The following is a 13,087-nucleotide window of genomic DNA, read 5'->3' as shown; positions in this document are numbered from 1 at the left end:
GCGCGAAGCTCCCCCTGCGCCAGCGCACATTGCCGAACGCTGCTTGGCCGCCTAGCTTGCCCGCGAGGCGAGCAGAGGGAGTGTGCCGATGCCGGCGATGGTCGAAATCACGAATGCCGAGAAGACCTACAAGGGCGGCTTTCAGGCCTTGAAGGGCGTCAATCTCGAGATCCGCGAGGGTGAGATCCTGGCGCTCCTCGGTCCGAACGGTGCGGGCAAGACGACGCTCATTTCCACGATCTGCGGGATCACCATGCCGACGGGCGGGACGATCCGAGTTGGCGGGCACGATGTCGTCACCGAATTCCGCAAGGCCCGCGCGCTGATCGGCCTCGTGCCGCAGGAGCTCACGCTCGAGCCGTTCGAGACGGTCTGGAGCGCGGTCCGCTTCTCGCGCGGGCTTTTCGGTGCGGCGCCCGATGAGGCCTATCTCGACGATCTGCTGAAGCGGCTGTCGCTCTTCGACAAGAAGCACAGCCAGCTTCAGGAGCTTTCGGGCGGGATGAAGCGGCGGGTGCTGATCGCCAAAGCGCTCAGCCACGATCCGAAGGTGCTGTTCCTCGACGAGCCCACGGCCGGCGTCGACGTGGAACTGCGCCGCGACATGTGGGAAATCGTCTCGGCGCTCAAGGAAACGGGTGTCACGATCATCCTGACCACCCATTACATCGAGGAAGCCGAGGCGATGGCCGACCGGATCGGCGTCATCTCGGACGGCCAGCTGCTGCTCGTCGAGGAGACGGCGTCGCTGATGGCGCGTCTCGGCAAGAAAGAGATGCGGATCAGCCTCGCCGAGCCACTGACGGAGGTGCCCGCGTCGGTATCCGACTACGAGCTGACGCTCGAAGAGGATGGCGCGCTTTTGATCTACACCTACGACACGCGCGCCGAGCGCACGGGAATCGCCCGGCTGGTCGCGGCGCTGGCCGAGGCTGGCGTCGTCATCTCTGATGTGGAAACGCGGCAAAGCTCCCTCGAGGACATCTTCGTAGGACTCGTACGCAAGAACGACAAGGAGGATGCGGCATGAACTGGACGGCTGTCTGGTCGATCTACCGCTTCGAGATGGCGCGGTTCGTTCGCACCCTTCTGCAGAGCCTGATCTCGCCCGTGATCTCGACTTCGCTCTACTTCGTTGTCTTCGGTGCCGCGATCGGCAGCCGGATCGACGAGGTGGAAGGCGTGTCCTACGGCGCATTCATCGTGCCGGGGCTCATCATGCTCACGGTAATGACGCAGGCGATCTCCAACGCGTCCTTCGGGATCTACTTTCCGAAGTTCATCGGCACGATCTACGAGCTTCTCTCGGCCCCGATCAGCTTTCTCGAGGTGATCCTCGGCTATGTCGGCGCGGCGGCGACGAAATCGCTCTTCATCGGGCTGATGATCCTGCTGACGGCGTCCTTCTTCGTCGAGCTCGAGGTCCAGAATTTGCCCGCGATGCTGGCCTTCCTGGTCCTGACCTGCACCAGCTTCGCGCTCTTTGGGTTCATTATCGGGATCTGGGCCTCGAATTTCGAGCAGCTCCAGCTTGTCCCGCTTCTGGTGGTGACGCCGCTCGTCTTCCTCGGAGGCTCGTTCTACTCGATCTCGATGCTGCCCGAGGCCTGGCAGACGGTGGCTCTGTTCAACCCGGTCGTCTACCTCGTCTCCGGGTTTCGCTGGTCCTTCTTCGGCATGGCCGATGTGCCGGTCGCGGTCAGCCTTCTGGCCATCGCGGGCTTCACGCTTCTTTGCACGCTCGCGGTCTGGTGGATCTTCCGCACCGGCTGGCGGATCCGCAGCTAAGGCTCAAAATCGACCTTTCGTCAGTCGCACGTGAGACAGACGGCCTCCTCGTCTTATGGCACTCCGTCCGAAATTCAGCGTCAGGAGGAGGCGCATCATGGACTTCGCGGAACTGACCACGGGCGATTTCGACCAGATCGACCTCGGGGCCTTGCCGGTCGTGGCGAATGCCGACCACGCCCCACTCGAAGGCGGTGAAGACCCCGCCTTCGGCACTGTGCGGTGGCGCACGCTGTTCTCGGCTGACCGGACGGCAACCTCTGGCATGACACTAGGCGTTGCGGAATTCGGCGCGGGCGGCACGCTCAGGCCGCACCGGCACGGCCCGGCGGAGTTCTATTTCGGTCTCGCGGGCTCGGGGATTGTCACGATCGACGGCGTCGCCCACGAGATCGCGCCGGGCGTTGCGATCTTCATCCCGGCAGAGGCCGAGCATGGCACTATTGCGGGCGAAGAGGGGCTGCGGTTTCTCTACGGGTTCCCGAAAGACCGCTTTGCTGACGTTGACTACCGGTTCACGGCCTCGGTCGGCGAGAGTTCGACCGTCCAGGCTTGATAAGGCTCAGGCTGCGGCCGCTTCAGGCCGCGCCTTTAGAACCATGTGCGTGACCGTGCCGCCGACCCACATGGCCGTGAGAGCGACCCAGGCTGTACCGGCGAAGATCGCCCCGCCGGTCACTCCCGCGCCAATCGCACAGCCGCCGGCAAGCATGCCTCCGAACCCCATCAGAGCCGCGCCGATCATCGCGCGGCGCATCGGCGCGGGACCATCGAAACCTTGAACGCGCAGCTCCCCCGTCAGGGCTGCCGCGATGAAAGCCCCGAGGAACACGCCCGGCACGAGTCCGACATCGAAGCCGAGAACCGGGCTGCGCTCCAGGAAGAACATGAGCGTATCGGCCGAGGGCCCGGTGAAGGTGGCCGATGTCACCGCAACCGGCTCGAACGCGACCTGGGACAGCGCATGGGTCAAGCCGTAGCCAAGCGCGACTGCGAAACCCACGCCCGAGGCGAAGGCCAGCCGCCAAGCACCGATGCGCCGCCGCCGCGACAACTCAAGCGCGACGAGCGCAATGAGGCATCCGAGGACGAGGCCTGATCCGCTCGGCAGTCCGAGCGCGGGCAGAAGGTCGAGGTTGCGGCCTCCTTCGGTGGTCCAGGCCCGCGCGATGCTGTCGCGCAAAGGTGCGAGCCATCCCGAAAGGCTCATCTGCGCGACGACGGCGAAGATCAGGCCCGAGACGACCGAGCGCAGGTTGCCAGTCGCGGCAAGGACGAGCAGCCTGCCGGAACAGCCCTTGGCCAGGATCATGCCGACACCGAACAGCGCACCGCCCATGATCGCGCCCGACCAGCTTCCGGGCACGGCCATGATGCGGGCCTGGGACGGATCGAAAAGACCGAGCGCCCGTGCGCCCTGCACCCAGACCAGAGCCGTCGAAAAGGTCAGAAGCCAGACCGCGACCCGGTCCTCCAGGCGGCCCTCGGCGAATTCGGCCACGGCCGCGCGCAGGCAGAAACGCGATCTTTGCGCTGCGACGCCGAAGACAAGTCCGGTCACGAGACCGAAAAGCGCTGCTGTCCTCGGCTCTCCGATCCAGTCGAGAAGTGCGATAAGGTCCATGATGGGCATCCCGAGTTTCCGGGAGGATATGCACCGGACGGTCGCGCGCGACCTTGATCTGGATCATGTGCCGACCCGCCCACGATCTTCAGGCACATGATTTGCCATCTCGCCAAGCCCTCCAAATCGGCGTAACCGCTTGACCATGAAAGTCGTGCCTCTTTCCGAAGCCCGGACCCTGCCGATCTGGCGGCGTCCCGTGACGCTTCTGTTCCTGATGGCGATCGCCATGCCGCTGTCCTTCGCGACGTGGTCGGCGCTGCTGAACAACTTCGTCATCGAGGCGGCGGGATTCGACGGTGCCGATATCGGCTGGCTGCACACGGTGCGCGAGATCCCGGGCTTTCTGGCCGTCGGCGTGATCGCCGTGATCATCTTCGTGCGCGAACAGGTGCTGGCGCTCGTCTCGCTGGCGCTTCTGGCGGTCGCGACCGCGATCACCGCCTATTTCCCGACGATGGGCGGGATCCTGACGGTGACGATGCTCTCGTCGATTGGCTTCCACTACTACGAGACGGTCAACCAGTCGCTGCAACTGCAATGGCTGCCCAAGGCGGACGCGCCGCGCGTCCTCGGCCTCTTGCTCGCGGCGGCCTCGGGCGCAACGCTGCTGGCCTATATCGCCATCGTCATGACCTGGGAGGCGCTCAATCTGTCCTACGCCTTCGTCTACATGGTCTCGGGCGGGCTGACGCTGGTGATCGTCGCCTATTGCTGGTTCGCCTTTCCGCAATTCGAAGCGCCGAACCCTCAGGTAAAGAAGTTCATCCTGCGCCGCCGCTATTGGCTTTACTACGCGCTGCAATTCATGTCGGGCGCACGGCGGCAGATCTTCGTCGTCTTCGCTGGCTTCATGATGGTCGAGAAGTTCGGCTTCGAGGTCCACGAGGTGACGGGGCTCTTCCTCATCAACCTCGTCGCCAACATGATCTTCGCGCCGCTCATGGGGCGCGCGGTTGGCCGGTTCGGGGAACGCAACGCGCTCAGTTTCGAATATGTCGGTCTGACACTCGTCTTCCTGGCCTATGGCGGGCTCTACTGGTTCGGCTGGGGCGTGATCCTGGCGGCGTTCCTGTACGTCGTTGACCACATCTTCTTCGCGCTCGCCCTCGCGCTGAAGACCTATTTCCAGAAAATCGCCGATCCGGGCGACATCGCACCCACCGCAGCGGTTGCCTTCACGATCAACCACATCGCGGCGGTCTTTCTGCCCGCGGCGCTCGGGTATCTCTGGCTCATCTCACCCCAGGCGGTGTTCACCCTTGCGGCCTGCATGGCGATGACCTCGCTCGGCCTTGCGCTTTTGATCCCGCGCCATCCCGAGCCGGGGCATGAGACGATCTTCGCCCGCCTCGCGCCAGCCCCGGCAGAGTGATGCCTCACCAGAAGCCGATCAGGATACCCAGCATCGCGAAGCCGAGGAGCACCGCCCAGAGCTTCACATTGGCCCAGATCGGCGCATCGTCCCGCAGTGCTTCCGTCGCCATCTCGCGTGTCCAGGTGACACCTTCGACGTCTTCACCCTGTCCGTGTGTGCCCGACAGGCTGACGGCGGTGAAGATCACGCAGGAGACGAGCGTCATCAGACCCACATTCGCGGTAAAGTGGATGGGCCAGTAGCCGAGCTGCGTCGCGATGAAGACCGCGATGGCGATGCCGTGCCCGGCCCAGAGCGTCGTGAAGGCTGCGGTATCGGTGCCGCGCTTCCAGAGCGCGCCCAGGATGAAGATCGCCACGACAGGCGGCACCAGAACCGAGAAGGCCTGCTGCAGGTAATCCCAAAGCCCGCCCATATCGTCGATGAACGGCGCCCACAGGATCGCGATCGTCATCAGCACAAGCGTGGTGATCTGGCCGATCCGGCGCTGCTCGGACGGTTCGCGGTCGGCGATGTTCATGAAGTCATGCCCGATCAGCGTCGAGGACGAGTTGAGCGTGGAGTCGACGCTCGACATGATGGCGGCGACAAGGCCCGCGAGCACGAGGCCGGTCAGGCCGGCGGGCAGCACGGTGGTGGTGATGGTGGGGAACACCATGTCGGCATTGCTGAGATCCGGCACGACCGAGATCGCCATCGCTCCCGGCAGGACCATGATGAACATCGGAATGATCTTGAGAAAACCGCCAAGGATCGCGCCGCGCTGGGCCTCGCGCAGATCGCGTGCGCCGAGGACGCGCTGCACGATGTACTGGTTCGTCACCCAGTACCAGAAGCCCAGGAGCGGCACGCCGAAGAACAGGCCCGTCCAGGGCAGGGTCTCGTTGTCGCGCGGCAGCACGAGGCTGAGCTGGTCTTCGTTCGGCATGCTCTCCTTGACGTTCGCCCAGGAGAAGCCGTTGCCCTGAAAGAGGATGAAGGTCATCGTCGCGCAGCCGATGATGAGCACGACCGCCTGCAGAACGTCGGTATAGACCACGGCCTTGAGGCCGCCCGCAGCCGTGTAGACGCCGGCGAAGATGCCGAGACCGACGCAGGTCTGCCAGATCGGAATATCGGGGAAGAAGGTCTTCACCACGACGCCGCCCGCATATAGCCCGCCTGCCGTGTCGACGATCACGGTCAGAACGATGGTCACCGCCGAGAAGTAGAGCCGCGCGCGGCGGTCGAAGCGTCGCTCGAGCCATTCGGGGATCGTGGTGACGCGCGACTTGAAGAACAGCGGCGCGAAGATGAACGCGAGCAGGATCAGCGGAATACCCGCCATCCATTCATAGGCCGAGGTCGCAATCCCGGTCGTGTAGGCTGCGCCTGTCAGGCCGATCAGCGTCGTCGAGGAAATGTTCGATGCGAAGAGCGAAAAGCCGACAATGCCCCAGGTCAGTGTGCGTCCGGCAAGAAAAAGATCCTCGCCGCTCTCGGTTCGTCGGCTCACCCACACACCGATCGCGATGATCACTAGGAAGTAGGCGGCGAGAACCCAGAGATCGAGCGACGTGATCGCACTCTGGACCGCTTGCGACGCATTGCCTTCCATGGAACAACCTCCCTGGAAATTTCAGCCCGTGAACATGGAACCGGCGAAAATCCGCTTTGTTCCCACATCTTTTCGCCAAGCCGAGGATCGATCGCCCGATGCCCACATTCACCGCCTTTTCCACGACGCAAGGCAAAGCCGGGGCGGAAGCGCTGGGCGACGCCCTCGAGGACATGGATCCCGCACCGACCGGCGTCGGGGTATTCGAGATCGAAGACGGGTCCGGGCGCTGGGAGATCGGCGGCTATTTCGAAGAGGCCCCGGACGAGATCGAGCTCGCGCTCCTCGCCGCCGCCTACGAGGCAACGCCCTTCGTGATCTCGGAGCTGCCCGAGACCGATTGGGTCGCGAAGGTGCGGCGGGATCTCAGCCCGGTCGAAGCCGGGCGGTTCTTCGTCTATGGCAGTCACGACGCGGACAAGGTTCCAAGCACCTCCATTCCGCTCCTGATCGAAGCGGCGATGGCGTTCGGGACGGGACATCACGGCACGACGCTCGGGTGTCTTCGGGCCCTCGACCGGCTGATCGCTGCAGGCGAGACCAAGCACAACACGATCGATGTCGGCTGCGGCACCGCCGTTCTTGGTATGGCTGCCGCGATGATCTGGCCCGAAACGGTGCTTGCCTCCGATATCGACGCGGTTGCGGTCGAAGTGGCCGAAGCCAATGTTGCGGCGAACAGACTTGTCGGCCGGGTCCGCTGTCTCGAGGCGACGGGCTTTGACCATGACGACATCGCGGCGGCTGCGCCGTTCGACCTCGTCTTCGCGAATATCCTGATGGCGCCGCTGATCGACCTTGCGCCCGACATGGCGCGGCACACGTCGAAAGGGGCCCACGCGATCCTGTCGGGCATCCTGAACCCGCAAGCGGACGAGGTCGTGGCGGCCTATGTTGCAGCCGGCTTCAGCCTCGCGCATCGCGAGGAAATCGGCGAATGGACCACGCTGACGCTCACCCGGGACTAGACGCGCGCCCAGACCCGTCGGACTTGTCTAAATTTCGCCTTAATCTGATACTAAATGCGGGAGTGCAGGTGGGGGCCTGCCATCGAGGTACCAGTTCTGCCATGGATACCGCACACAAGTCTTTCATTCAGCGTCAGAAGAAGCTGAACAAGAAACACCGTCGCCTTGCGTCGGGATATGTGAATCGTCTCAACGAGAACGGCGTGATCGAGCATCGTCCGAGCCGCGATTACCTGCGCCTGACGCTCGCACCCTTCGTGATCCTCGTGGCGTTCTTCTTTGCATTCAAAGCGCTCTTGCTGACGCATCTCGGCGACGCGGATTACCTGGCGCATCTTGCCGCGCTGGAAACCGGTAACCTCACCGAGCAGGTCGGCGCGCGCCTGATGTCGCTCGATCCCGTTACGCAGTTCCTCGCCGATATCGCCGCGCAGCTCGTCTGAGCCCATTGCGACAAAGAAAAACCGCGCCTCTCGATCCGAGGGCGCGGTTTTTTGTGTTCGCACGGGGCGGAGACTGTCACCAGCGGCGACGCGACACCCGTGCAATATCGGCGCGTGTCAGCCCGATATCGTCGAGTTCGCGATCCGTCAGTGCGGACAGCGCCTTGTGAGTGCGGCGGGTTTCTTGCCAGTCCGTGGCAACGCGAGTAGCAGCCGTGAGGACGGAGCCGATGCGGCCAGCCATGTCGGCGGGCCCCAGGAGCGGGTTGTGTGTGTCGATGGACGCCATTGAAAGACCTGTACGAAGGAGGAGTTTGCCGTGTCGCACAGGGCAACTAAGGATTCGTAAATGCCCGGACAAGCTGCAAAAAATGCATAGCTCGCATGCTAATTGTGCAGAATGAAAACTGCCGGAAACGCCGCGTCAAACGTCGCAAATCGCCCAGCCCTGCGAAGCCTTCGCACGAAAGCGACATCGCGTGTCGCAAATGGAGTGGCTCGGCAATCACACTTGGCGGATGTTCGCCTTTCGTGCTAACCCAGTGCAAACAACAAACGGGGCGGCAGTGGCACGAGTTCTGGGAATCGATCCGGGGTTACGCAACCTCGGCTGGGGGGTGATCGACGCCGATTGCGGGCGTCTGCGCCATGTTGCGAACGGCACCTGCCATTCGGAACCGGGCGAGTTGGCGCCGCGGCTCCTCTCGCTTTACCGCCAGCTCTCCGAGGTCGTGCGCCGCTATGCGCCCGACGCCGCCGCCGTCGAACAGACCTTCGTCAACAAGGACGCGGTCGCCACGCTGAAGCTTGGCCAGGCCCGCGCCATCGCGCTGCTCGTTCCGGCGGAGTTCGGCCTCGAGGTCGGCGAATATGCCCCGAACAAGGTCAAGAAGACGGTGGTCGGCGTCGGCCACGCGCAGAAGCAGCAGATCGACCACATGGTGCGGATGCAGCTGCCAGGCGTGGAGATCGCCTCTCCGGACGCCGCCGATGCGCTCGCCATCGCGATCTGCCACGCGCATTACTCCCTCGCCCCGCGTCTGAAAGAAGCCGGAGGCGCGGCATGATCGGGCGCATCGCGGGCCGCGTCGAATACAAGGCCGATGATCACGTTCTCGTCGATGTGCGCGGGGTCGGCTACGTCGTTTACTGCTCCGACCGGACTCTCGCCCAGGTGCCCGGTCCCGGGGAGGCGGTTGCGCTTTTCACTGACCTTCTCGTGCGGGAGGATATCCTGCAGCTCTTCGGGTTTCTCAGTCTTGTCGAGAAGGAATGGCACCGCCTTTTGATGTCTGTGCAGGGGATCGGCGCGAAAGCCTCGCTGGCCATTCTGGGCACGCTCGGGCCGGACGGGGTCAGCCGCGCGATTGCGCTCGGCGACTGGAACGCGGTGAAGGCCGCCAAGGGCATCGGCCCCAAGACGGCGCAACGCGTGGTCATCGAGCTCAAGGACAAGGCGCCGACGATCATGGCCATGGGCGCGCAGGTGAGCGCTCCCTCTCCCGCCGCTCAGGACGAGGTGCTCGATCCCGGCGATACGGCCGCACCGCGCACTCCGGCGCCGCGCCCCGCGACCAGCCAGACCGCGCAGGCGGAAGCGCTCTCCGCGCTCGGACATCTCGGCTACGGGCCGGGCGAAGCCGCCTCCGCTGTCGCCGAAGCCGCCGCAAGCACGCCCGAGGCGGATACAAGCACGCTCATCCGCGCGGCGCTGAAACTTCTTGCGCCGGCATGACGCGATGAGCGATCCCGATCCCATTCTCCGCCCCGAAAGCACGCCAGAGGATCGCGACCGCGCGCTGCGTCCGCAAGTTCTCGACGATTTCGTCGGGCAGGCGGAGGCGCGTGCGAACCTGCGCGTCTTTCTGCAATCGGCCCGCACCCGCGGCGAGGCGATGGACCACACGCTCTTTCACGGGCCTCCCGGCCTCGGCAAGACGACGCTGGCTCAGATCATGTCGCGTGAGCTTGGCGTCAATTTCCGCATGACCTCGGGGCCCGTTCTGGCCAAGGCGGGCGATCTCGCCGCGATCCTGACTAATCTCGAGGCGCGCGACGTTCTTTTCATCGACGAGATTCACCGCCTGAATCCCGCCGTCGAAGAAGTGCTCTACCCGGCGATGGAGGATTACGAGCTCGATCTCGTGATCGGCGAGGGCCCGGCCGCCCGCACCGTGCGGATCGAGCTTCAACCGTTCACGCTGGTCGGGGCCACGACGAGGCTCGGGCTTCTCACGACGCCGCTCCGCGACCGGTTCGGGATCCCGACGCGCCTTCAGTTCTACACGGTCGAGGAACTCGACGTCATCGTCAGCCGCAACGCGGAAAAGCTCGGCGTGCGCGCCGACCCCGAGGGCGCGCGGGAGATCGCGCGGCGGGCACGCGGCACGCCCCGGATCGCCGGGCGGCTCCTGCGCCGGGTCGTCGATTTCGCGGTGGTGGAGGGCGACGGGACGATCACGCGCGCTCTTGCCGACAACGCGCTAACCCGCCTCGGTGTCGACGGGCTGGGCCTCGACGGGGCGGATCGCCGGTATCTCTCGCTCATCGCCGAGAATTATGCCGGTGGCCCGGTGGGGATCGAGACGATCGCCGCGGCGCTTTCGGAGGCGCGCGACGCGATCGAGGAGGTGATCGAGCCCTACCTTCTCCAGCAAGGCCTCATCGCCCGCACGCCGCGAGGACGGATGCTCGCGCAGAAAGGCTGGGCGCATCTCGGTCTGCCGGCGCCGCAGACGCCGGGACAAGGCGCGCTCTTTGAATAGTCGCCACTGTTCTTGGGTTGGCTGAAATACCGCGGGGAGCGCGAGGGGCCGCGCCCCTCGCCCGCGGGATGATCGGAACGATCAGCCCGCCAGACATGCGCGGGCGGCCTTGCCGCCCGCACGCCTGTCTCACGTGCAAGCCGCTTGCCCCGAAGCGCGCGGGATGCCAAACCCGCGCCCATGATGACGCCCGAGGATATCGAAGCGCTGTTCACGCGCGCGGATGGAAGTTACGTCTTCGCCCGCTGGGGGCGGCCGATTGCGCCCATCGTCTTCGGTGTCGAGGACCGGACGCTCTCCACGATCAAGGGCGCGTTCGAGGCGGTGATGGCGCTCTCTGGTCACAAGATGGCCGAGACCGATCCCGAGCTTGGCTCGAACACGATGGTCTTCTTCCTGCGCGACTGGGACGAGCTGGCCGCCGTGCCCGACCTCGATCGCCTGATCGAGGGGCTGGCACCGCTTCTGGAGCGGCTGAAATCCATCGAGGCAAACCAATACCGCGTTTTCCGCTTCGACGAGGCAGGTGCGATAAAGGCCTGTTTCATCTTCATCCGCATGGACGATGAGCTGTCCCAATTGCCCGCCGAGACACTGGCACTGAGCCAGGTTGTGCAATCGGTGCTGCTATGGTCCGATCTTGCCTTCACCAAGCGATCCGCGCTCGGTCAGCTCGACGACGGGCGCGTGGTGCTACGGCCCGAGATCGCCGGCCTCATCCGCGCGGCCTACGATCCGGTGATGCCCTCCTTCGCCGATGTTCCGAGCCACGCACTGCGCCTGCATGCGCGTCTTTCGACGCAAGCCCCGAGCCAATAGGAAAGCGCGATGATCCATACCTTCCCGATCCGGGTCTATTACGAAGACACCGACATGGCGGGGATCGTCTATTACGCCAATTACCTGCGCTACATCGAACGCGCCCGGTCCGACTGGGTGCGTGCGCTCGGGGTCGATCAGAACGCGATGCGCGAGAAGGACGGCATCGTCTTCGTCGTGCGACGCGTCGAGGCCGATTACATCGCGCCGGCCAAGTTCGACGACGAGCTTGTTGTCCGCACCGAGACGAAATCGGTGACCGGGGTGCGGCTCGTCATGCACCAGGAGGTCTGGCGCGGCGATACGCTGCTCTTTCAGGCAGAAGTGCTGGTCGTCTGTGTGAACGAGGCGGGCGGCGCGGCCCGTCTGCCGGCGAATATCCGCCAAAAGCTGCACTGAATACCGCTTTCACCGCGGTTTCGGCGCGTTGTCACCCTAATGTGTTGGCCTTGAGAGGCGACATCGCGTATGCCTGCCTGTAAAGGCGGCCCGGAAAGAGGCCGCATGGCAGTAAAGAGCAGGCTCATGGAAACGGAAACCCTCGCGCTCGCGTCGGAGATTGATTTCTCCATGTGGGCGCTGTTCGCCCGCGCCACCTTCACCGTCAAGCTGGTGATGCTCGCGCTTATCCTCGCAAGCTTCTGGTCCTGGTCGATCATCGTCCAGAAGATCATCTCCTACCGCGCGGCCAAGGCAGAGGCCGACCGTTTCGACCGGGCATTCTGGTCGGGCGAGCCGCTGGACGAGCTGTTCGACCAGATCGGCATGGATCCTTCGGGCCGGTCCGAGCGCGTCTTTGCCGCGGGCATGATGGAGTGGCGCCGCTCGCACCGCGATGACGGCAACCTTATTGCAGGCGCGCAGGCCCGGATCGACCGGTCGATGGACGTCGCCATCCAGAAAGAGGCCGAAGAGCTTCAGGCGGGCCTCGGGGTTCTCGCCACGGTGGGGTCGGTCACGCCCTTCGTCGGTCTTTTCGGCACGGTCTGGGGCATCATGCACGCCTTCGTCGAGATCGCCCAGCAGCAGAACACCTCGCTTGTCGTGGTCGCGCCCGGGATCGCCGAGGCACTCCTCGCGACGGGTCTGGGCCTGCTGGCGGCAATTCCGGCGGTGATCTTCTACAACAAGCTGTCGACGGATGCGGAACGTCTGATCGCGGGCTACGAGGCCTTCGCGGACGAGTTCTCCACCATCCTGTCGCGGCAACTGGATAGCTGAGCCATGGGCGCAGGGGTCAGACAGGCGGGAGGCAGCGGCGGCAGCCGCAGGCGGCGGCGCCGTTCGGGCCGCGCGCAGCCGATGTCCGAGATCAACATCACGCCCTTCGTGGACGTGATGCTGGTGCTCTTGATCATCTTCATGGTCGCCGCGCCGCTGCTGACGGTCGGCGTGCCGGTCGAGCTGCCGAAAACGGCCGCGACCGCGCTTCCGTCGGACAACGAGGAGCCGCTCACCGTCACCATCTCGGGCGACGGGACCGTGACGATCCAGACCACCGAGGTCGCGCGCGAAGAGCTGGTCGGCAGGCTTCGCGCCATCGCAGAGGAACGCTCCGACGATCGCGTCTATCTGCGCGCCGACGGGGCGGTGCCCTATGACACGGTGGCGCAGATCATGGGCGCGCTCAATGCGGGCGGCTTCAGTTCGATCGGGCTTGTCACCGATATCGGCGGACCTGCGCTCGACGGCACCGGAAACTGAG

At 64.7% G+C, this 13,087-nt stretch carries 16 protein-coding genes; 13 read left to right on the top strand and 3 right to left on the bottom strand.

The genetic code is table 11. The annotated features are described in order from the left end of the window. Positions 1-88: 88 nt before the first annotated feature. The 3 genes from FIU91_RS16205 (at position 89) to FIU91_RS16195 (ending at position 2,344) form a co-directional block, all read left to right on the top strand. Positions 89-1,030 carry an ABC transporter ATP-binding protein gene (locus FIU91_RS16205; RefSeq protein ID WP_093008793.1) on the top strand — a complete coding sequence of 314 codons (942 nt, stop codon included), beginning with the start codon at positions 89-91 and terminating at the stop codon, positions 1,028-1,030. Further along, the gene (locus tag FIU91_RS16200) at positions 1,027-1,788 is read left to right on the top strand and encodes an ABC transporter permease (RefSeq protein ID WP_152463262.1); all 762 of its coding nucleotides are present in this window, start codon (positions 1,027-1,029) and stop codon (positions 1,786-1,788) included. Before FIU91_RS16205 ends, FIU91_RS16200 begins: the two co-directional genes overlap by 4 nt. A 97-nt stretch (positions 1,789-1,885) precedes the next feature. Further along, a complete protein-coding gene (locus FIU91_RS16195; RefSeq protein WP_152463261.1) occupies positions 1,886-2,344 on the top strand; it encodes a cupin domain-containing protein in 459 nt (152 codons plus the stop codon). A gap of 6 nt (positions 2,345-2,350) precedes the next feature. On the opposite strand, the gene FIU91_RS16190 is transcribed toward FIU91_RS16195, so the two are convergent. Next, positions 2,351-3,412: a YeeE/YedE family protein gene (locus FIU91_RS16190; RefSeq protein WP_152463260.1), complete on the bottom strand. Its 1,062-nt coding sequence runs from the start codon at positions 3,410-3,412 to the stop codon at positions 2,351-2,353. A 145-nt stretch (positions 3,413-3,557) separates the two neighbouring features. On the opposite strand from FIU91_RS16190, the gene FIU91_RS16185 reads away from it, so the two are divergent. Next, entirely contained in the window at positions 3,558-4,787 is a 1,230-nt protein-coding gene (locus FIU91_RS16185; protein ID WP_152463763.1) for an MFS transporter, read from the top strand. A gap of 4 nt (positions 4,788-4,791) precedes the next feature. On the opposite strand, the gene FIU91_RS16180 is transcribed toward FIU91_RS16185, so the two are convergent. Then, entirely contained in the window at positions 4,792-6,387 is a 1,596-nt protein-coding gene (locus FIU91_RS16180) for a sodium:solute symporter (protein WP_152463259.1), read from the bottom strand. A 98-nt stretch (positions 6,388-6,485) separates the two neighbouring features. On the opposite strand from FIU91_RS16180, the gene FIU91_RS16175 reads away from it, so the two are divergent. Beyond that, on the top strand, positions 6,486-7,355 hold the full coding sequence (locus FIU91_RS16175) for a 50S ribosomal protein L11 methyltransferase (protein WP_152463258.1): 870 nt from the start codon (positions 6,486-6,488) through the stop codon (positions 7,353-7,355). A gap of 101 nt (positions 7,356-7,456) precedes the next feature. Beyond that, a complete protein-coding gene (locus tag FIU91_RS16170; protein ID WP_152463257.1) occupies positions 7,457-7,798 on the top strand; it encodes a hypothetical protein in 342 nt (113 codons plus the stop codon). A 76-nt stretch (positions 7,799-7,874) separates the two neighbouring features. On the opposite strand, the gene FIU91_RS16165 is transcribed toward FIU91_RS16170, so the two are convergent. After that, entirely contained in the window at positions 7,875-8,087 is a 213-nt protein-coding gene (locus FIU91_RS16165; RefSeq protein WP_093008786.1) for a DUF1127 domain-containing protein, read from the bottom strand. A gap of 229 nt (positions 8,088-8,316) precedes the next feature. On the opposite strand from FIU91_RS16165, the gene ruvC reads away from it, so the two are divergent. From ruvC to tolR, 7 genes are all read left to right on the top strand, one after another. Further along, on the top strand, positions 8,317-8,865 hold the full coding sequence (gene ruvC / locus FIU91_RS16160; protein WP_152463762.1) for a crossover junction endodeoxyribonuclease RuvC: 549 nt from the start codon (positions 8,317-8,319) through the stop codon (positions 8,863-8,865). After that, on the top strand, positions 8,862-9,533 hold the full coding sequence (gene ruvA / locus FIU91_RS16155; RefSeq protein ID WP_093008785.1) for a Holliday junction branch migration protein RuvA: 672 nt from the start codon (positions 8,862-8,864) through the stop codon (positions 9,531-9,533). The genes ruvC and ruvA overlap by 4 nt, the downstream gene beginning before the upstream one ends. Before the next feature lie 4 nt (positions 9,534-9,537). Beyond that, positions 9,538-10,563 carry a Holliday junction branch migration DNA helicase RuvB gene (gene ruvB / locus FIU91_RS16150; protein WP_152463256.1) on the top strand — a complete coding sequence of 342 codons (1,026 nt, stop codon included), beginning with the start codon at positions 9,538-9,540 and terminating at the stop codon, positions 10,561-10,563. 183 nt (positions 10,564-10,746) lie between these two features. After that, entirely contained in the window at positions 10,747-11,382 is a 636-nt protein-coding gene (locus FIU91_RS16145; protein ID WP_152463761.1) for a hypothetical protein, read from the top strand. A 9-nt stretch (positions 11,383-11,391) separates the two neighbouring features. Next, complete coding sequence (gene ybgC, locus FIU91_RS16140; RefSeq protein ID WP_152463255.1) at positions 11,392-11,781, top strand: tol-pal system-associated acyl-CoA thioesterase; 390 nt, start codon at positions 11,392-11,394, stop codon at positions 11,779-11,781. Positions 11,782-11,907: 126 nt separating this feature from the next. Beyond that, positions 11,908-12,603: a protein TolQ gene (gene tolQ / locus FIU91_RS16135; RefSeq protein WP_093008782.1), complete on the top strand. Its 696-nt coding sequence runs from the start codon at positions 11,908-11,910 to the stop codon at positions 12,601-12,603. Between the two features lie 3 nt (positions 12,604-12,606). Further along, a complete protein-coding gene (gene tolR / locus FIU91_RS16130; protein WP_093008781.1) occupies positions 12,607-13,086 on the top strand; it encodes a protein TolR in 480 nt (159 codons plus the stop codon). Position 13,087 lies beyond the last annotated feature (1 nt).

It is taken from the genome of Roseivivax sp. THAF30, assembly GCF_009363575.1.
GTDB lineage: Bacteria > Pseudomonadota > Alphaproteobacteria > Rhodobacterales > Rhodobacteraceae > Roseivivax > Roseivivax halotolerans.
Note: the sequence above shows the minus strand (reverse complement) of the source record. Positions and strands in the feature narration are given on the sequence as shown.